Source organism: Peteryoungia aggregata LMG 23059 (genome assembly GCF_030814435.1).
GTDB classification, from domain to species: domain Bacteria; phylum Pseudomonadota; class Alphaproteobacteria; order Rhizobiales; family Rhizobiaceae; genus Allorhizobium; species Allorhizobium aggregatum.
The window spans coordinates 399,256-417,424 of sequence record NZ_JAUSUW010000001.1; the positions used below are offsets into that span (position 1 = coordinate 399,256).

General features: G+C 60.7%; 16 protein-coding genes. 3 read left to right on the forward strand and 13 right to left on the reverse strand.

Annotated elements, in window-relative coordinates:
- Positions 1 to 107 precede the first annotated feature (107 nt).
- Both J2045_RS01925 and J2045_RS01930 read right to left on the reverse strand, forming a co-directional pair.
- Positions 108 to 1,397 carry an ABC transporter substrate-binding protein gene (locus J2045_RS01925; RefSeq protein WP_307368705.1) on the reverse strand — a complete coding sequence of 430 codons (1,290 nt, stop codon included), beginning with the start codon at positions 1,395 to 1,397 and terminating at the stop codon, positions 108 to 110.
- A gap of 32 nt (positions 1,398 to 1,429) precedes the next feature.
- Complete coding sequence (locus J2045_RS01930; RefSeq protein ID WP_307368708.1) at positions 1,430 to 2,518, reverse strand: ABC transporter ATP-binding protein; 1,089 nt, start codon at positions 2,516 to 2,518, stop codon at positions 1,430 to 1,432.
- A gap of 261 nt (positions 2,519 to 2,779) precedes the next feature.
- Here J2045_RS01930 and J2045_RS01935 point away from each other — a divergent pair, with 261 nt between their 5' ends.
- The gene (locus J2045_RS01935; RefSeq protein WP_307368710.1) at positions 2,780 to 3,493 is read left to right on the forward strand and encodes a GntR family transcriptional regulator; all 714 of its coding nucleotides are present in this window, start codon (positions 2,780 to 2,782) and stop codon (positions 3,491 to 3,493) included.
- 46 nt (positions 3,494 to 3,539) lie between these two features.
- Here the strand turns inward: J2045_RS01935 and J2045_RS01940 are convergent, their stop codons facing one another.
- From J2045_RS01940 to ytfQ, 5 genes are all read right to left on the reverse strand, one after another.
- Positions 3,540 to 4,277, reverse strand: a complete 738-nt coding sequence (locus J2045_RS01940; RefSeq protein ID WP_307368713.1) for a FadR/GntR family transcriptional regulator — start codon at positions 4,275 to 4,277, stop codon at positions 3,540 to 3,542.
- Positions 4,274 to 5,254, reverse strand: a complete 981-nt coding sequence (yjfF, locus tag J2045_RS01945; RefSeq protein WP_307368716.1) for a galactofuranose ABC transporter, permease protein YjfF — start codon at positions 5,252 to 5,254, stop codon at positions 4,274 to 4,276. Before yjfF ends, J2045_RS01940 begins: the two co-directional genes overlap by 4 nt.
- The gene (locus J2045_RS01950; protein ID WP_307368719.1) at positions 5,251 to 6,294 is read right to left on the reverse strand and encodes an ABC transporter permease; all 1,044 of its coding nucleotides are present in this window, start codon (positions 6,292 to 6,294) and stop codon (positions 5,251 to 5,253) included. The genes yjfF and J2045_RS01950 overlap by 4 nt, the downstream gene beginning before the upstream one ends.
- A complete protein-coding gene (locus J2045_RS01955; protein WP_307368722.1) occupies positions 6,291 to 7,814 on the reverse strand; it encodes a sugar ABC transporter ATP-binding protein in 1,524 nt (507 codons plus the stop codon). The genes J2045_RS01950 and J2045_RS01955 overlap by 4 nt, the downstream gene beginning before the upstream one ends.
- A 106-nt stretch (positions 7,815 to 7,920) precedes the next feature.
- Positions 7,921 to 8,883: a galactofuranose ABC transporter, galactofuranose-binding protein YtfQ gene (ytfQ, locus tag J2045_RS01960; RefSeq protein WP_307368724.1), complete on the reverse strand. Its 963-nt coding sequence runs from the start codon at positions 8,881 to 8,883 to the stop codon at positions 7,921 to 7,923.
- A 360-nt stretch (positions 8,884 to 9,243) separates the two neighbouring features.
- Between ytfQ and J2045_RS01965 the strand changes: the two genes are divergently transcribed.
- Both J2045_RS01965 and J2045_RS01970 read left to right on the forward strand, forming a co-directional pair.
- A complete protein-coding gene (locus J2045_RS01965; protein WP_166598915.1) occupies positions 9,244 to 9,969 on the forward strand; it encodes an AAA family ATPase in 726 nt (241 codons plus the stop codon).
- A gap of 1,213 nt (positions 9,970 to 11,182) precedes the next feature.
- On the forward strand, positions 11,183 to 11,923 hold the full coding sequence (locus tag J2045_RS01970) for a hypothetical protein (RefSeq protein ID WP_307368729.1): 741 nt from the start codon (positions 11,183 to 11,185) through the stop codon (positions 11,921 to 11,923).
- A 70-nt stretch (positions 11,924 to 11,993) separates the two neighbouring features.
- Here the strand turns inward: J2045_RS01970 and J2045_RS01975 are convergent, their stop codons facing one another.
- The 6 genes from J2045_RS01975 to J2045_RS02000 form a co-directional block, all read right to left on the reverse strand.
- The gene (locus J2045_RS01975) at positions 11,994 to 12,119 is read right to left on the reverse strand and encodes a hypothetical protein (protein WP_307368733.1); all 126 of its coding nucleotides are present in this window, start codon (positions 12,117 to 12,119) and stop codon (positions 11,994 to 11,996) included.
- 121 nt (positions 12,120 to 12,240) lie between these two features.
- Positions 12,241 to 12,711, reverse strand: coding sequence for a chemotaxis protein CheW (locus J2045_RS01980; protein WP_113378604.1), 471 nt, complete (start codon positions 12,709 to 12,711; stop codon positions 12,241 to 12,243).
- A 401-nt stretch (positions 12,712 to 13,112) separates the two neighbouring features.
- Positions 13,113 to 14,093: a PDR/VanB family oxidoreductase gene (locus J2045_RS01985; protein ID WP_307368740.1), complete on the reverse strand. Its 981-nt coding sequence runs from the start codon at positions 14,091 to 14,093 to the stop codon at positions 13,113 to 13,115.
- A 43-nt stretch (positions 14,094 to 14,136) separates the two neighbouring features.
- On the reverse strand, positions 14,137 to 14,880 hold the full coding sequence (locus J2045_RS01990; protein ID WP_166598917.1) for a GntR family transcriptional regulator: 744 nt from the start codon (positions 14,878 to 14,880) through the stop codon (positions 14,137 to 14,139).
- A gap of 2 nt (positions 14,881 to 14,882) precedes the next feature.
- Positions 14,883 to 15,944, reverse strand: a complete 1,062-nt coding sequence (locus tag J2045_RS01995; RefSeq protein WP_307368744.1) for an aromatic ring-hydroxylating dioxygenase subunit alpha — start codon at positions 15,942 to 15,944, stop codon at positions 14,883 to 14,885.
- Between the two features lie 120 nt (positions 15,945 to 16,064).
- Positions 16,065 to 17,870 (reverse strand): sigma-54-dependent Fis family transcriptional regulator, encoded by a 1,806-nt coding sequence (locus tag J2045_RS02000; protein ID WP_307368747.1) that lies wholly within the window; start codon positions 17,868 to 17,870, stop codon positions 16,065 to 16,067.
- Between the last annotated feature and the right edge of the window lie 299 nt (positions 17,871 to 18,169).

Here is an 18,169-nt window from a genome sequence, read left to right on the forward strand (position 1 = left end):
GAGGGGGGAGGTCGCGGCGAAGCCGCGGGTGGGGGTGATCCATTGCAGACGTTCACCCCACCCCGGAGCTTCGCTCCGACCCTCCCCCTCAAGGGGAGGGTAAGACATCAAGCCGCGATGAACTCGTTCCAGCGGCGGACCATGTAGCGATCCTCGTCCATGACGGAGTTCCAGCAGGCGACCTTGCCCATGCGCTCTTCGAAGGAGCCGCCGTCGCGGATAGCACCGGCCTTTTCCATGACAGCACCTTCCGGAGACATGATGTCACCGGTCGCGGCCTTGCCTTCGATCCAGTAGCCCCACTCGTCGGCAGACATGAATTCCTTCGCGGTTTCCATGCAGGCGGAGTAGTAGCCTTGGCGGTTGAGATAGCCGCCGACCCAGCCGGACGTGTACCAGTTGATGTATTCATAGGCCGCATCGAGCTGCGCGCCGGTGAGGTGTGCGGCAAGACCGAGACCGCCGCCCCACGAGCGATAGCCTTCCTTGAGCGGCTGATACTTGCAGGCGATGCCCTTGGAGCGAACGGCAGCAACAGCCGGCGACCACATCGACTGGATGACGACTTCGCCTGAGGCCATCAGGTTGACCGACTCGTCGAACGACTTCCAGAAAGCGCGGAACTGGCCGTCCTGCTTGGCCTTGATGAGGAAGTCGATCGTCGTGTCGATCTCGGCCTTCGTCATGTTGCCCTTGTCGGCATATTTGATGATGCCCATGGCTTCGCAGATCATCGCCGCATCCATGATGCCGATCGACGGGATATTGAGGATCGAGGTCTTGCCCTTGAAGGCCGGGTCCATGATGTCGGCCCAGGAGGAGATCTCGCGGCCGACGAGGTCGGGACGAATGCCAAGCGTGTCGGCATTGTAGATGGTCGGCATCATCGTGAAGAGTTCGGTCTCACCCGATGCAAAGGTCTTGGCATCCTTGCTTTCAACATAGCCGACGGTATGCGGCGCAGTCCCCTGAGCAATCACGCTGTCGGGCAGAAGCTTGCCGTTTTTGAACAGCGGCACGACCTTGTCGTAGAACTTAAGCTTCGAGGTTTCCATCGGCTGGATGACGCCGGTCGGATAGACCTTCTTCAGGATCCAGTATTCGATGTCCGCAATGTCGTAGGACATCGGCTGGGTCACGGCGCGCTGAGCTGCTGCGTCAGAATCGGTTGCCGTCATCTCAAGCGTGATGCCGAGGTCGGCCTTGCACTTCTCGGCAATCGCATTGATGTTCGACACGCCGGTGCCGAACTGGCGAAGTGTGATCGGGTTCTGCGCCCAGATCGTCGGGAAGCCGGTGATCGCGCCCGAACCGGCGGCGAGGCCGGCAGCGGCCGATGCGGTCTTCAGGAATGTGCGGCGGGATACGCCCTTCTTCGTCTTGCTGCTGTCTGACATTGCGCTGTTCTCCTGGTTTTATTGGTTTGGCTTCACTTCACGATGCGTCCGAGGACGATCGAATCCGGCTGATCCCATGACAGGGTGACGCCTTCCCCGACGCGAACCGGGGAGGCAAAGAAGGCCGCGTCCGAGAGCACGGCGGTGAATTCATCGGTAAAGGCGGTGGTGACAGTCAGCTTCACCTTGGCGCCGAGATATTCGACATTCGAGACGATGCCGTCGAAGCCGAGACCATCGGCCGGCACGGCGCCGATGCGCACATGGTCCGTGCGGATGGCGATATCGGCGGTATCGTCGGCAACCGGGGCCGCACCGAGCGCGAAGAAGCGGCCACCGCCGACGACTTCGATGAACAGACCGTTGGTGGTTCGCTCGACGATCCGCCCCGACAACACGTTGTGGTCGCCCATGAAGCGGGCGACAAAGGCGGTCGCCGGACGCTCGAAGACGGCGCGCGGCGTATCCGCCTGCTCGATCCGCCCCTCGTTCATCACAACGATCAAATCGGCAAGCGCCATCGCCTCTTCCTGGCTGTGGGTCACATGCACGAAAGTGATGCCGAGCGAAGTCTGCAGCTTCTTTAGCTCAGCGCGCATGCGGATTTTCAGAAACGGGTCGAGTGCCGAAAGCGGCTCGTCGAGAAGCAGGGCTTCCGGCTTGGTGATCAGCGCGCGGGCGAGTGCCACACGCTGCTGCTGGCCACCCGAAAGCTGGGCCGGACGGCGGCTCGCATAGGGCTCGAGCTGCATCAGCTTCAACATCTCCAGCGCCTCGCGCCGACGCGTCTCCTTGTCGACGCCCTTCATCTTCAGGCTGAAGGCAACATTGTCGACAAGATCGAGATGCGGAAACAGCGCATAGGACTGGAACATCATCGCCGTGCCGCGCTGTGCCGGCGGCAGCGTGGTCACATTGGTATTGCCGAACACCACATCGCCGGAGGAGACGCTTTCATGGCCTGCGACCATTCTGAGCGTCGATGTTTTGCCACAACCGGAGGGTCCGAGCAGGCAGCAATAGGTGCCGGCCGGGATCTTCAGGCTGATGGCATGAACCGCAGTCGACGTCCCGTAAGTCTTGGTGACGGCGGCAAGTTCGATGTCGGCGGCTTTCGTCATGGCGGCTCCTTCGTCTCGCCAATGACGATGCATAAGCCGTGCCAACTTCGCGCCAGCGTGGCTAACTGATTGAATCCGAACGAGGCAGATGCTGCGCCGCAAAAACAATGGGCAGCCGGCACAACTGCATGCACACGAATTAATCGATTGGCGCCAATGATGGCGCCAGATTGTATGCAATCAGAAGTGCGTTTGGTCTTCCTTGCATCTTTCGCGAATGCCTTCTCCACGCTAAAAGAGGTTGAGACACCGGATGGACCCATGAACGCCAAGAGCTCGCTCCGCAGCCAACTCGACCCGAACCTCGAAGACCGCGCCCGCGCGATCCGGGACGCATTGCGCGACGCCATCGTTGACCGGCGCCTTGCCCCCGGCACCAAACTTTCAGAAGCGGAAGTCGGGACGCTGTTCGACGTCAGCCGCACGGTTGTCCGGGACGCCTTGCAGATGCTGGCCTTCGAGGGATTGGTCAAAACGGAACGCAACCGCGGCGCCTTCGTCTCCAATCCGAGCACGGAAGAAGCCCGCCAGGTTTTCGCCTCGCGCCGCCTGATCGAGACCGGCATCATCGCCGCCGCCGCCGAACGGATCACGCCCGAAGAGATCGCCGCATTCCGGGAGCATCTGAAGGAAGAGGCACGCTACCGCGCCGAGCGTGGCGCATCGGCGCGGCGGGCCGAAATCAAGGCCTCGGGTGATTTTCACCTGATGCTGGCCAAGGTCGCCGGCAACCAGGTGCTGGAAAAATTCATGGACGAGCTCGTCGCCCGCTCCTCACTCGTCATTGCCCTTTACGGACGGACCGGCATTTCCAGCTGCGGCCATGACGAACACGACGAAATCCTGAATGCGCTGGAAAAGGGCGACGTGAAAAAGGCGACCCATCTCATGCTGCATCACATCGACCACATCGAAGCCGACCTCGACCTGTCGGTGGCAGAAGCCCGCACCCTGAAGGACGCGCTCGCCCTTTGATGGACCGAGGCACGAGGGCACCAGAGCACCTTGTGAACTGAAGCTCTCAGCTGGATCGAAGGGCAACCTTGCGATCATGCTCGATGGTGTCGAGCATCGCTTCGCGCGCGCCCGCCTCATCGCCATATTCGATCCGGTTCACCAGCAGCTTGTGCTTCTCGAGCACCGTATCGAGAACGCAAGGGTCGGGAGCCGCCATCAGGCTCTTATAGGCAAGCGCATGCGCCAGCTCGATGACACCATAGAGCGCCCGAACGAAGGGATTATGCGCCGCGTCCGAGATGATCCGGTGCAGTTCGAAGTCAGCCAGCGCGAAGTTCTGCAGCGAACCGAGCGATGTCTCCATCTGGTGAATCCAGTAGAGCATCAGACGGATCTGATCGGCGGTGCGGCGCTTGGCGACTTCAGCTGCAGCCTGCGGCTCAAGCGACCGGCGGACTTCGTGCAGGCCCGTCAGAAACTCAGGATCGAGCGGCGCGTCCAGATGCCAGGCCAGCACCTGCGGGTCATAGAGGTTCCAGCGGCTCTTCTTGGCGACCTTGGTGCCGACCTTCGGCCGGGCCTCGAGCAACCCCTTCGCTTCCAGCGTCTTCAGCGCTTCACGCAAGACTGTGCGCGACACCTCGAATTCTTCGATCAACTCGGCGTCATTCGGGAGCGTCGTCCCAATCGCATAACGACCGGAGATGACCCCGGCCCCGATCTCGTTGATCACATGCGAATGGTAGTTGCGCGCCGTCGACCGCCCGGACAGGGAGCGAAGAAGGCTCCCCGGCTCACTCATGCAGGGGCCTTCTTCAGGCGAGTGCGCCCGGTCTGCGCGGTAAACACCAGCTTCTGAAGCAAGATGAACATGAACAGCAGGAACCCGATGGCAATTTTAGTCCACCAGCTGGAGAGCGTCCCATCGAAGACGATGTAAGTCTGGACAAGGCCCTGCAGCATGACCCCGATCAGGGTTCCGAAGATGAAACCGTAACCGCCCGTCAATAGCGTCCCGCCTATCACCACGGCTGCAATCGAGTCAAGTTCGATGCCAACAGCCGCCAGCGGGTAGCCCGCCGAGGTATAGAGCGAATAGACGATGCCCGCGAGGCCGCCGAGAAAAGAGGAAAGCGCATAGATCCCGATTGTGACCCTTCCCGTGGGCACGCCCATCAGCGAGGCCGAGGTAGGGTTACCACCGATCGCGTAGACATAGGAGCCGAAGCGCGTCTTGTGGGCGATGAAACCGCAGACCAGAAAGGTCGAGAGCATCAGAAGGCCGATCGCACTTAGACGCCCGCCACCCGGAAGCTTGTAGTAGAGGCTGGAGATCGTCCGGTAGAACTCGTGGTCGATCGGGATCGAATCCTGACTGAGAACCGAAGCGAGGCCGCGCGCCAGGAACATGCCGGCCAGAGTCACAATGAAGGGTGGCACCGCAAGGAAATGAATGACAGCGCCCATCGACGCCCCGAAAGTGGCCGCGAGCGCCAGCACGATTGCAAACACCGCAAGCGGATGGATGCCGACCCAGGAGATCAGGATGGCCGTGATCACACCGGTGAGCCCGATCACCGCGCCGACGGAGAGATCGATGCCACCCGAGAGGATCACAAAGGTGGCACCGACGGCGGCAATCCCGAGAAAGGCGTTGTCGGTCAGGAAGTTGCCGAAGACGCGCGTCGACCACATGCCCGGATACTGGAAGATGCAGATGGCATAGGCGATCACGAAGATGAGGGTGGTCGCGGCGAGAGGGCGATAACGCGGATTCATCGTGCCTGTCCCGAAGTTTGGGTCTTGGTCTGGGGCGGAGTCGTGGCCGGGATCTGGCGTGGTCCGAACTTGCGACCGAGCACCTGGGCAATCCGGGCCGACTGCAGGACCAGAATGATGATGATCATGCCGGCCTTGACGATCAGGTTGAATTCAGGCGGGAAGCCCGAAACCAGCACGCCGGTGTTCATCGCCTGGATGATGATGGCGCCGAGCACTGACATCGGGATCGAGAAGCGCCCGCCGAGCAGCGATGTACCGCCGATCACGACTGCAAGGATGGCGTCGAGTTCGAGCCAAAGGCCGGCATTGTTGGCATCGGCCCCACGAATGTCGGCAGCGGCGATGATGCCCGCTGTGGCAGCGCAGAACCCGCCAAAGGCATAGATGCACAAGATCACGAGCTTACTGCGCAGGCCCGTATAATTGGCTGCCGACAGGTTGGTACCGATCGCCTCGATGAACAGACCGATCGCGGTGCGGCGCATGACGAAATGCGCGGCGATCATCAGCACGATCGCGATGACAGCCGGCATCGGCATGCCAAAGACATTGCCCGTGCCGACGAATATCAGCGCCTGATCGGAGAAGGTCACGATCGACCCCTCGGTGATCAGCTGTGCCACCCCTCGCCCCGCCACCATCAGCACCAGCGTCGCAACGAAGGGCTGGATGCCGAGATAGGCGACCAGAATGCCGTTCCACAGACCACAGAGGATGCCGATGGCAAGGGCAGCGACCAGCGTCACGACCAGCGGCTGGCCGGCCACCGCACAGGTCGCGGCAACCGCACCCGCGACTGCCATCACCGCACCAACGGAAAGATCAACACCCTTGGTCGCGATGATCGCCGTCATACCGATCGCGAGGATCGCGACAGGCGCGCCGCGATTGATGACGTCGATCAGGCTGCCGAACAACCGGCCATCCTGCCAGGTGATGTTGAAGAAGCCGGGAAAGACCAGCCAGTTGAAGAACAGCACGCCGGCAAGCGCCAGGATCTGCGGGGAAATGATGCGGGACATGGAAAGCCTTTTCATGCCTCGACCTCCGCCGGCTGGGCGGCAATGGTCTGGACGATGACGCCGGGGGTGATGTCGGCGCCATGCAGTTCGGCGACCATCTTGCGATCGCGCATGACGACGACACGCGAGGAATAGCTGACGATTTCGTCGAGTTCGGACGAGATGACGACGAGCGCCAGCCCATCCTCACGCAACCGGCTGATCATGCGCACGATTTCGGCATGGGCGCCGACATCGATGCCGCGAGTCGGCTCGTCGAGGATGAGGAAACGCGGATCGGTCGCAAGCCAGCGGGCGAGGATCACCTTCTGCTGGTTGCCGCCGGACAAGAGCTTGACCGGCAGTTCGGCCGAGGCCGTGCGAATGTCGAGCGCCTCGATGAAATTGCCGGCGATCTCCAGCTGTTCGTCGCGGTTGAGCGCCTTGAACCAACCGAGCCGCGCCTGCATGGCAATCACGATATTCTCGCGCACCGAGAGGTCGCCGAAAATGCCATCGATCTTGCGATCCTCCGGGCAGAAGCCGAAGCCGAGTTCGACCGCTTCACGCGGATTGCGGACCTGACGCGTTGCACCGTCAATCTTCAAGGCGCCGCTGTCGGCCTGATCGATGCCGAACATCAGCCGCGCCATCTCGGTTCGCCCGGAGCCAAGCAGCCCGGCGACACCGACGACTTCGCCGCGATGGATCTTGAGATCGAAGGGCTGCACGCTGTTTGAAAGCCCGAAACCTTCGAACTCCATCAGCGTCTCACCCACTTCTCCCTCTTCGCCGAGAACATCGGGGTGATGGAAGGCGAGATCCTTGCCGAGCATCATGCGCACCAGACTGGTGCGGTCGAGCGAGGCAATCGCCTGAGTGCCGACAAGGCGTCCGTTGCGCAAAACCGTCACGCGGTCCGACAACTCGAACACCTGATCGAGGAAGTGGGTAATGAAGACGATGGCGAGACCGCGATCACGCAGCTGCCGGACAATGCCAAACAGCTTCTCGACCTCGGACCGGTCAAGGCTTGCCGTCGGTTCGTCGAGGATCAGCACCTTGCCGGAGAGCTCGACGGCGCGGGCGATCGCAATGATCTGCTGGACGGCGACCGAGAAGGTGGAGAGTTCGGCCTTCACGTCGATATCGAGGCCATATGTATTGAGAATCTCGCGGGATTCGCGCTCCATCCGGCGCTTGTCGACCAGACCGAAGCGGTTTGTGGGCTGCCGCCCGATGAAGAGATTGTCGATGACGGTCATGTTCGGCAGGAGGTTGACCTCCTGATAGACCGTGCCGATGCCCAAGGTCTGCGCCTGCTGCGGCGTGGTGAAATTCACGACCTCGCCGTCAAGGGTGATTGTTCCGCCATCCGGAATATAGGCGCCCGTCAGGATCTTGATCAGCGTGGATTTGCCGGCACCGTTTTCGCCGAGAAGTGCATGTACTTCGCCCCGGTGAAACGCGATATCGACGCCGTCGAGCGCCGTATGATTGCCGAATGTCTTGGTGATGCCCGCCGCCGCAAGCACGATCGATGGATGCTCGGTCATGTGCCTCTTCCCCCTCTCCCATGAAGCTATCCCCTGATTAAGCCGGGGAAAAGCGACAGAGACCCCGCCACCAGGGTATGGCGGGGTCTCGGCCGGGAGGGTTACCTTAGTAACCGAGGCCCTTGCGGTTGTCATACTCGCCCTGCGGGTTGTCCGCAGGCGTGTAGAGCTTGGATTCCGTGATGATGAACTTCTCCGGCTGCTTGCCGTCCTTCAGGAAGGCATCGAGCGCGTCGAAGGCCGGACCCGCCATGTTCGGGGTCAGTTCCACGGTCGCATTGGCTTCGCCGGCAACCATGGCGGCGAAGATATCCGGAACAGCGTCGATCGAAACAACCAGGATGTCGGTGCCCGGCTTCAGGCCGGCATCCTTGATCGCCTGGATGGCACCGACGGCCATGTCGTCATTGTGGGCATACATCGCGCAGATGTCCTTGCCGCCATTTTCGGCCTTCAGGAAGCCTTCCATGACTTCCTTGCCCTTTGCGCGGGTGAAGTCGCCGGTCTGGCTCCGGGCAATGGTGATGTTCGCCTTGCCGGCAATGGCTTCTTCAAAGCCCTTCTTGCGGTTGATCGCAGGCGTCGAACCGACGGTGCCTTGCAGTTCAACGACCTTGCACGGCTTGTCGCCGACAGTGGTAGCCAGCCATTCGCCGGCAACGCGGCCTTCCTTAACCTGGTCGGACGCGACCGAGGTCAGGTAGAGATCCTGCGGAGCGTCAACGCCGCGGTCGAGCAGGATGACCGGGATTTCGGCTTCCTTGGCTTCCGTCAGAACGTCTTCCCAGCCGGTTGCGACGACGGGAGCAACGAGAATGGCGTCGACGCCCTGGGCGATGAAGCCTCTGATAGCCTTGATCTGGTTTTCCTGCTTCTGCTGTGCGTCGGCGAACTTCAGTTCGATGCCGCGCTTTTCAGCTTCCAGCTTGGTGACGGATGTTTCAGCTGCACGCCAGCCCGATTCCGAACCGATCTGCGAAAAGCCGACGGTGAGATCTGAAGCGAGAGCCGAAGAGCAGCCGAGTGCGATCACGCTTGCGCTGAGCGCAAGCTTGCGAAGAAATGTCATGATGTCCTCCCTTGAAAAGACACCGCCTCCACGGTGTCTGGCATTATGCATAGGCAAACGATTTCGACCTGTAAAGTCCAAAAGTACTATTATATGTTGTGCAATGCAGCATAGAGCTTGGAAGCTACTTGGCTCTGCTTTCTGTTGCCGTGATCGGCAAAGGTTAACGCCAAACTTGCCTCGCTGCAGCAAGCCAGATGCGTGAACGGGAGAAAAAGCCAGCAGTTGCCGGCTATCGAGCCTGCCTCCCCAAATCTCGTAATATCCCGTTAACCATTTTTATTTATATTTGGCGACGCACGATGCCTGTGCCTCCGCATGAGCGATTCCGGCTCCCGCTATCCGAGACAGGAATACCCAATGGCAGTGATCACCTTCGCGAATACGAAGGGTGGCGCAGGTAAGACGACTGCGGCCCTTCTGTTGACCACCGAACTCCTCCATCGCAACTACCGCGTCTGCGTCATCGACGCCGATCCCCAGCGCTGGTTCTCCAAGTGGTATGAAGGCGCATCATTGATGCCGAGGCTGACAGTCGAGACCTATGTTTCGGCGCCCACGATCCAGAAGATCGTGCACGAACGCCGCAGCCAGTGGGACTTCGTCATCATTGACCTTCCCGGGATACAATCCCCCCTCCTCGCTTCGGCCGTTGGCCTGTCGGACCATGTCCTGGTGCCGATCCAGGGCAGCAGCATGGACGCCCAGGGAGGAGCGCAAGTACTCGACCTTCTGCGCTACCTCGACCGCAAGGCCGGCATCAGCATTCCGCACTCCGTCGTGCTGTCACGGGTAAACCCCGCGATTACCACTCGCTCAATGCAGGCTGTGCAGCGCCTCCTGAGCGAACAGCAGATCCACGTGCTCGACACACCGATTGCAGAGCGCGGCGCATTCCGCGAGATGTTCGATCTGCATCGCCCCTTGCGAAAGCTCGACGGCGCCCTGACGGCAAGTGGCGAAAAGGCCGTCCTCAATGCGGAAGCCTTCGTCCAAGAGGTTCTGACGCTCGTCAAGACCGGCGTGAAGCAGCCTCCGGCCTACGCCCAGACACGCATCATGCCCGAACTTGAGACCGCCGCCTGAACGGCGCGGGACCACAACCAAGAGAAGCAAACGAAAACGCGGGGGATCAAGCGGAATTGACGTGCGCTCATGCATGGCGCTCTGCTATTTGGGATGCAGCAGCTCTTCCAGCGACAACGGAACGGTGACGCGGGCTTCGACAAGCGAGTTGTGGCCACGCACGTGGTCGTACTGCATTTCGCCGCCCAGGCGCAGTTAACGGTCAGCCTGCAGCTCTACGCGGGCGCGGGTGCCCTTGATGGTGGGAGCATCTCCGTACTCGAGCCAGTAGCCACCGCCGTAGACGCGCACAGGTATGGCTGCAAAGGTTTGTAACCAAACTCGATCCCGCACCGTCGAGAGACGGTTCGTAGCTGAATCCGTTGGTCATGTAGACGCGGGTACCCGCCGGGTTAACCGTGCTGGTGGTACCGTCAACGAATTTGGCGCGCGGGTCAGGGGTACATAGGTGTTGACACGTGCATCCCAGCGCTCGGCGAGCAATTCGGCTCCAGCCGTAAGCTGGTTGAACTTGTTGCCGTTCGTCGGGTTGCGGCGGCCGTAGAAGCCGTAAACGCCTCCGATGAGGTCGCTCTCAGGAAATAGCGGTAGCCCAAGCCCACGTTGTACTCTTGTGAAGTGGGAATGGAGATCACCGACCGCAGGTCAGCAAACAGAAGTGAGCGGTCATCGCTGGCCAGCTGCATAAAGACTCCGGGCTTTAGATCGTACGGTTGTTCCCCAGCTCGTAGCGCATAGATGCGGTTGGGGCGTAGTGGCAGCCAGGAGCGAGCCTACGGGGCCAGAAGGGTCAGGACAAGAAAGGCGAGTTTTCCCCCGGGATCATACTACATATAGTTTGAGCGAATGGGGATGTATTCATATTTTTAAGTTCCGATGAATGTGGCAGACTAGTCACAACTTGCGCAAAGCTACACAGCTAAAATCGGTAGAATCTGATGAGGCAAGGGGTTGATGATGCCTGCGAACAAGACGAGAGATACGTGCTGGAGTTCAGGTCCGTATTCTTTTGGGGAGGTAAGGAATGGCCGGGAGAGGACGCCCGTGTCGCTGTGGGAGTGGCAAGAAAGCCAAATACTGCTGTCTCAACCCGGAGAGCAGCCTCTTCAACAAACCGACCGTCATAAAGCGCAGAGATCACGCCTACGCCCACCCCAAATGTTATCTGCGAGGGCTGGGCGACTGCTCCGAAAAGATATCAGGCGAGCACCACATGAGTGAAAGCATACTCAACTTGATGAACAATGGCAGACCGACACGAGTACGCGGTTATCCATTTGGACCCGGCCCGATATATCTCAGCCCTGCCGCACAGGTATCGAAAGTGCTCTGCACTTTCCACAACTCGGATTTGTCGCCGCTGGATGAGGTAGGCAAGGCTGTTTACCAGGCGATCAACGACGCTTGGCACAGACAAGGACCTCAGAAGGTACGGGTAAGCGGACATGATCTCGAAAGATTCTTTTTGCAGAGACTGTGCGCGCAGCACTTCGGAGGGGTGACTGCGCTGAATGGCGTACATCCCCATCATACCCTCGATACGGGTATGATGGAGAATATGATCATCCATAACCGTTGGCCTGCAAAAGCCGGTCTCTACATCGCAAGGCCTCATGTAATCCCTGATTTCGAGGCACAGTACCCAGGTTATGAATTTGCACCGTTATTCGGGCAATCAGCAACTGGTGAGGATATTGTGGTTGGCTGCCGCTATGTGTTCAATGGACTGTTCTTTTTTCTGCTCCTCGATCCGCACTATGCGCCACCGCATCCCACTCTTGCCGATAAAATTCTCTGTTTCAGGCCTAGTTTAATTGCTGCCGTCGAAGGTTACTTCGGTAGCAGTGTTGAAATTCAGCTCGACTGGATGCCAGGCAGCCAACACGGCGGTGACATCGTTTTCCCAAGCGTTTTTCTTGAGGAGTTAGTCAGTCGTCCGGGCGCTCCCGTGTAAATTTTTGTCCCATAGCGCATCTCTCCATTCTTGGTTGAACAATGCACCACCAATTGCCGGGACTAAACACCTAGACTTCGATGCCGACAAGCGACTTTACGGCGTCGAGGCACAGCGGACGCCCATGGGCGCCTGCAAGCGCATCGCCCAGACGTGCCAGAAGGTCTTCGGTCAGGTTGTTTGGGGACTGCGTCACCTCGATGAGCGGCGCCGGTGCGGCACAACTCTTTCGCGAGCCATGGAAAACAAAGTGTGACGAAGGGTGACGACGCCGAGCCGGGCAGAGGTGCTTGCCTCCGCCCGGTCACGCGTGATCGTCAGGCGGCCATGCCCCAGGAAGACGGATCATCCTCGCCGAACATGCGCTCGAGGCTGAGGAAGCAGATCATGCTCTTGTCATGTGCAATGATGCCGTCGGAGAAGGCGGCGCTTGGGCCCGTTGCGGCGGGCAACGGCTGCAGCGTGCTGCCAGCAACGGTCAGGATATCAGAGACACCATCGACGAGAAGACCGACCGTCATGCCGTTGACTTCGGTCACCACGACGGCGCTGCGCTCCGTTGCCTGGGCCGCCGGCATGCCGAGCTTGACGGCGAGGTCGACGATCGGGATAACGGTGCCGCGCAGGTTCATGACGCCGAGCACTTCGTACGGGGAATGCGGGATCGGCGTCACAGGCGCCCAGCCGCGGATCTCCCGGATCGACGTGGTCTTGACGCAGAATTCCTGCTGGTGAAGCCGAAAGGCGATGATCTCCAGGGCATCGGCGGCATTCGACGTCGTATTCATCTGCAAATCCTCCTGCGGCGAGCCTGCGCCGGCTCCCGCCTTGTCACGATGATGATCGGCCGGTCACGACCGGCATTCAGACTCTGGTCCTGCTACTCGACATGACGTTAAACCACCAGCAATTAACGAATTTCTAAATCACGCCGGAGAATTCGCGTTTTGTGCGACATTGGTCCGCAATGCGGCGGACACTTACACCAGTTCCTGCAGGTGCTCGGAAATACCGTGATCAACCTCTGGCAAGGGAACGTGATCGCCTGCGGTATGCATGGCGGCCATCAATTGCTCCTGACGAGTGTCCCTCAGGAAGAGAAATCGCGGGCGGCGTCGATTGCAAACGTTTGAAACCGGCGCCGCCCGGGCCTGACATCGGAGCGGCGCCAGCATTTGACCCGAGGGGGTCAGGCTGCGGCTTCCTCACGGTAGCCCGTGTCGATCAGCACCCGTCCTCCACAAAGCCGTGACACGCAAGCGCACATCTTCTGCGCTTCGTGACGCTCCTCCGCGGAGAAGAAGACATCCCGGTGATCGACCACCGCGCTTGCGTCGACGATGCTAACGGCACAGAGGCCACACTCCCCCCGGCGACAGTCATATATCATGTCGACGCCGGCCTCCAGCAACGCGTCGAGCATGGTCTGGTCGGCCCGGACCGTGACGCTGCGCCCGGTGTGCGCCACCTCCACATCGAAGGGCTGCTCGATGAACCGGCCGCTGTCGCCGAAAACCTCAAACCGCAGCCGGCTCATCGGACGACCGCTCTTCTGCCACAGGTTTCTCGCCGCTTCGAGCAAGCCGTGCGGCCCGCAGATATAGGCCTCTGCATTGGCAGGAAGTACCGCGAATTCCTGCTCCAGGTCGAAACTCTCGCCGTCGTCCTGGGAATAGGTCTGAAGTCCCGCCCCGAGACTATCGGAAAGCTCGCCGGCAAAGGCCATCTGTCCCCTGCTCTTCGCACCGTAGATCAGCCGCATAGACTGGCCCCGCGCAGCAAGAGCCTTCGCCATGCCATAGATCGGTGTGATCCCGATCCCGCCGGCGATCAGCAGGTAGTGAGATGCGCGCCAGGAAAGTTCGAACCGGTTTTCAGGTTCGGTCATCTCCGTCTCGTCACCGGGCTGCAGCTGCCAGACGAAGGCCGATCCGCCTCGGCTGTTGGGATGCAGCTTGACCGCGATCTTCAAGGTCCCGGCAGCACTTGGCAGCACCGTATAGGTCCGGATCGCCGGCTCCCCCTTGATCGTGACCTTGATATTCGTATGTGACCCCGGATCGAAGGTGGACCGCAGACCGTCGACGGCAAAGGTCATCGCCCGGACATCCTCCGCCGGGTAGGCGACATCGATCAGCCTCGCCTTTCGCCATTCAAGTTTTGAACGCATGGTTCCTCCCCATGTTGTCAGTTGTCTTAGAGCTCAAGCCAGGTCACCCCGACATCAGGGCAAGAGCGACCACCTTGCGCCGCAGATCCGGCTGCTCCTCCAGCACGAATTCCAGGTTCTGACGGGCCAGCCGCGCATGTTCCCGTGCCAGAGCCTCTGCCCGCGCGCCCTCGCGGGCCTCGATGGCCGAGAAAATCGCCTTGTGCTGCGCTTGCGCCACGATAAGGCTGCGGTGGAAGGCCGGGACGTCCATCTCGATGTTCACGAAAGCATTTGGGCTGGCGAAGGGAAGGCGCGTCATGCGTTCGATCTCCGCCTTCAGGACTCCACTGCCGCACAGCTCCCACAAATGCCGGTGAAAGATCCCGTTGAGGGTCTCGTAGCGACCGAAATCCATCACCGAGGCATCCATGACAACGGTTTCGTCGAGCTCGGCGATAACGCTGCGTAGCTCCGCCAACTTCGCAGGCGTCACACCCCTTTCGGCCGCAAGACGCGCCACAGTGCCCTCCAGCACACCACGCAGTTCAATCGCATCGATCATGTCCTGGCGTGTAAAGGATCGGACAGAATAGCCGCCGGAAGGAATGAGCGTCACCAGCCCTTCCTGTTCCAGTTTCTGCAGGGCAGCCCGCAACGGCGTGCGCGACACCGAGAGCCGGGCTGCCAGCGCCACTTCCGACAGCCGCTCCCCGGGCTCGATCTCCCCCTTCAGCACCAGATCCCTGAGGCCGGAAAGAGCCTTCAGGGTCTGCTGCTTCGGAGCACCGTCACGTTCGTCCACCATCGTCACTCCGCCGCCGCCATGCGTGGTCGGCTCTCCGGATTCGTCTCCGCATCGATCATGCGATCGATCAGCTTGCGCGCCCACATGGACCCGGCATCGATGTTGAGGTTGTAGAACTGATGGTCAGGATTGGCCTCGATGGCACGCTGCTGCGCTTCGAGCACTTCCTCGTCCTCGCGGAAGACCCCAGCCACGCCCTCGCGCAATTCGTGGGTCCGCGCCTGGTTACCCAGATCGTAATTGCGGGCAAAGGCCCAGAAATAGAGACAGGTCTTGTCGGTCGACGGCGTGATCGTGTTCAGAACATAGCCATTGACGCCCTTCGACCGATCCCCCTGCTGCGCGCCGGTCCCGGTTTCGGCAACACCAACATCGATGGTCACGGTGCAGGGCGCCTCGAAGCGGATGATCTGCCAACGATCGACCTTGCCCGGCCGACCATATTGTTTGCGCCAGAACGGCGGCGGATCGATGTTCTCCATCCATCGGGTGATATAGGCGAAACGGTCGGAGTGGCTGGCCTCGAACGGCGCTTCGGCAACAGCCCGGTTGCCGATCGACGAACCATGCACGAAGGTTTCGTGCGTCAGGTCCATCAGGTTGTCGACAACCAGACGGTAGTCGCACTTCACCTCGATCAGCTTGCCGTCCGCCGCCCAGTCCGGATCCTGGTTCCAGTGCAGGTCGGGAATGAGAGCCGGATCGGCGAGCGCCGGGTCACCTGGCCAGATCCAGATGAAGCGGTGCTTCTCGGCGATTGGATAGGACTTCACGCAGGCCGAAGGATTGATCGTGTCTTGCGACGGCATGTATACACACCGTCCCGTATCATCATATTCCAGACCGTGATAGCCACAGATCACATTGTCGCCGTCGAGCCGCCCCAGAGACAGCGGAACAAGGCGATGCCAACAGGCATCGGCCAGCGCCACAGGTGTGCCGTTTTCCTTGCGATACAGGACGACCGGCTTGTTGCAGATCGTTCTGGGCAACAATGCGCGCTTCAGCTCGACGTCATATGCAGCTGCGTACCAGGCATTCAGCGGGAAAGTTGGCTTTGACATATCGGCTCCTCCTCAAGAGGCCTCATTCAGCCATAATGTATACATTTGGTCAAGCAGCAGCTCGGTTTTTCCGCCGCGCAAGCATGCGGGAGAACAAGATCAGGCCCTCGGTATACAGCTTCAGATGAGGAGACCGTGCTTGCGCAGCCGGTATTCGAGCTTGGCGCGGCTCAGGCCGAGCGCACGCGCCGCAGCAGAAACATTGTCACCATTGGCAGACAGTGCCGAACGATAGAGCGCAAGCTCGGCCTCCAACACGTCCTCCGTGGAACGGAACCCTTCCGACGCCGGCACAGCATGGCCACCCCCGGACGATCCGGCGGAAAATCCGGACATGACAATCCGCCCCTCCTGCGTGAGCGCATGGGCTGAGACGGACGCGGCCTCACCACCCGTGAAGAGATGCTGCACATCGATACGCCCGCCGGCATCGGCGAAGATCACCCCCCGCTCGATGAGGTTCTGCAGCTCGCGGATGTTGCCGGGAAAATCATAGGCCAGAAGGGCATCCATCGCACGACGGGAGAGGCCGACCACAGTCCGTCGGTGCCGCTCGCAGAACAGCCTGAGGAAATGATCCACCAGCAGGGGGATGTCGTCACGCCGATCCCGAAGCGGAGGGATGGCCACAGGGAAGACGCAAAGCCGAAAATAAAGGTCCTGCCGGAAACGCCCGGCCCCGACCTCCTGCGCCAGATCCACATTCGAAGCCGCCACCACACGAACATTGACCGGGATGGTTCGACTTCCGCCGACCCGCTCGATCTGGCGCTCCTGCAGGGCGCGCAACAGCTTGCCCTGGGCCGCATAGGCAAGCGAGGCGACCTCGTCGAGAAAGAGCGTGCCCCCGCTCGCCCGCTCGAAATAACCCGGCCTGGACGCTGTCGCGCCGGTGAAGGCACCCTTCTCCACCCCGAAAAGCTCTGATTCGACCAGATTCTCGGGGATCGCCGCGCAGTTGATCGGCACGAAAGGACCGTCGGAGCGGGCACTCAGTCTGTGCAGCTGTTGGGAAAAGAGCTCCTTGCCGGCACCGGACTCACCGACCAGCAATACGGTTGCTTCCGTGTCGGCAACCTTCTCGATCATCAGCCGTGCCCGAAGGAAGCTCGCCGAAACCCCGACGACCGGATCAGTCGCAGCGAGCTCCGCGGGCCGCAACTCCGCCCCGGCGCCCGCGTCGCCGGGCGCGGGGTCACGACGCATCCCGGGGCGGCGGGGCTCACCTTTCCATTCAAGCCCGAGATAGCCGCGCTCGGGCACATCCCTCCCCCACTCTTCGGCATTCTGGCCAACGACGAAGCAGCGGGGCGCACCCATAGCCGCACACTCGACCTCGCGAAAAATGACCGGCCGCCCGAAGAGCGTGCTGGTATAGCCGCTCGGATAGCCCGTCTGCATCCAGCAGACAGGCTCGGTCGCGAGCCCGTGATGGGCAATATGCTCCGCAGCCTCCGACGAATCGTCCCAGTAGAACTCGCCGAAATAGGTGCCCTTCTGGCTGTCGAATTCGAACTGCTTCGTCACCACCTTGACGAAGCCTTCGAGCGTATGGACCCGTGGACCGGCCGCCAGGGCATGGGTCAGATCCTGGGTCGGAAAGCGTTTGCGTATGAGCTCGGCGTCGCGCACCCCCTGCATATAACCGACCCTCATGAAGATGCCCTTGGCAACCTCGGTGCCGAAGGCATCGATGATCTCCTGCCTGAGGCGCCCGAGAACCTTCGACTGCATCAGCACCATGCGCTGGTCATTCAGCCAGATACGCCCATCGCCGAGCGCGAAATGCAGCGCCTCGGTCAGCTCTTGCAGCGTCGGCGAGGCGCCGGTGTCGAGTTCGCTATAGGCACCCCGCGACAGCATTCGGCCTGTTGCCTTCGATGCATCAGCCAGAGAGATCAGGGTTTCCGGCAGCAGTCGCTTCATTCCCGCCTCACGTTTTATGAAATTACTCAAATCATTTCATCAAATAGTGAAAGCGGCAAGAGGTCCGGCTCGACCAGCGTGGCGGCTGAGAAATTGCGTTTTTGCAAATTGGAGCAAGGGGATGCCGGTTGGCCCCTATGAACATCGCTCGCATTCGATGACTTGGCATGCCGCTTGCGAGATGGGGAATGAGCCGCAGGAGGACGCGGCAGGAGGCCTGCAGAGACGTTGACCCCACACCCGACGAACAAATCTCGTTCGGCGCGGGACGGCGAAGCTTTGCCCCTCATAAACCGGGA

What these genes read in the sequence shown, in the direction of transcription:
- J2045_RS01925 (WP_307368705.1), bottom strand. Translation starts at nt 1,397, where the DNA reads ATGTCAGACAGCAGCAAGACGAAGAAGGGCGTATCCCGCCGCACATTC.
- J2045_RS01930 (WP_307368708.1), bottom strand. Translation starts at nt 2,518, where the DNA reads ATGACGAAAGCCGCCGACATCGAACTTGCCGCCGTCACCAAGACTTAC.
- J2045_RS01935 (WP_307368710.1), top strand. Translation starts at nt 2,780, where the DNA reads ATGAACGCCAAGAGCTCGCTCCGCAGCCAACTCGACCCGAACCTCGAA.
- J2045_RS01940 (WP_307368713.1), bottom strand. Translation starts at nt 4,277, where the DNA reads ATGAGTGAGCCGGGGAGCCTTCTTCGCTCCCTGTCCGGGCGGTCGACG.
- yjfF (WP_307368716.1), bottom strand. Translation starts at nt 5,254, where the DNA reads ATGAATCCGCGTTATCGCCCTCTCGCCGCGACCACCCTCATCTTCGTG.
- J2045_RS01950 (WP_307368719.1), bottom strand. Translation starts at nt 6,294, where the DNA reads ATGAAAAGGCTTTCCATGTCCCGCATCATTTCCCCGCAGATCCTGGCG.
- J2045_RS01955 (WP_307368722.1), bottom strand. Translation starts at nt 7,814, where the DNA reads ATGACCGAGCATCCATCGATCGTGCTTGCGGCGGCGGGCATCACCAAG.
- ytfQ (WP_307368724.1), bottom strand. Translation starts at nt 8,883, where the DNA reads ATGACATTTCTTCGCAAGCTTGCGCTCAGCGCAAGCGTGATCGCACTC.
- J2045_RS01965 (WP_166598915.1), top strand. Translation starts at nt 9,244, where the DNA reads ATGGCAGTGATCACCTTCGCGAATACGAAGGGTGGCGCAGGTAAGACG.
- J2045_RS01970 (WP_307368729.1), top strand. Translation starts at nt 11,183, where the DNA reads ATGAGTGAAAGCATACTCAACTTGATGAACAATGGCAGACCGACACGA.
- J2045_RS01980 (WP_113378604.1), bottom strand. Translation starts at nt 12,711, where the DNA reads ATGAATACGACGTCGAATGCCGCCGATGCCCTGGAGATCATCGCCTTT.
- J2045_RS01985 (WP_307368740.1), bottom strand. Translation starts at nt 14,093, where the DNA reads ATGCGTTCAAAACTTGAATGGCGAAAGGCGAGGCTGATCGATGTCGCC.
- J2045_RS01990 (WP_166598917.1), bottom strand. Translation starts at nt 14,880, where the DNA reads ATGGTGGACGAACGTGACGGTGCTCCGAAGCAGCAGACCCTGAAGGCT.
- J2045_RS01995 (WP_307368744.1), bottom strand. Translation starts at nt 15,944, where the DNA reads ATGTCAAAGCCAACTTTCCCGCTGAATGCCTGGTACGCAGCTGCATAT.
- J2045_RS02000 (WP_307368747.1), bottom strand. Translation starts at nt 17,870, where the DNA reads ATGAAGCGACTGCTGCCGGAAACCCTGATCTCTCTGGCTGATGCATCG.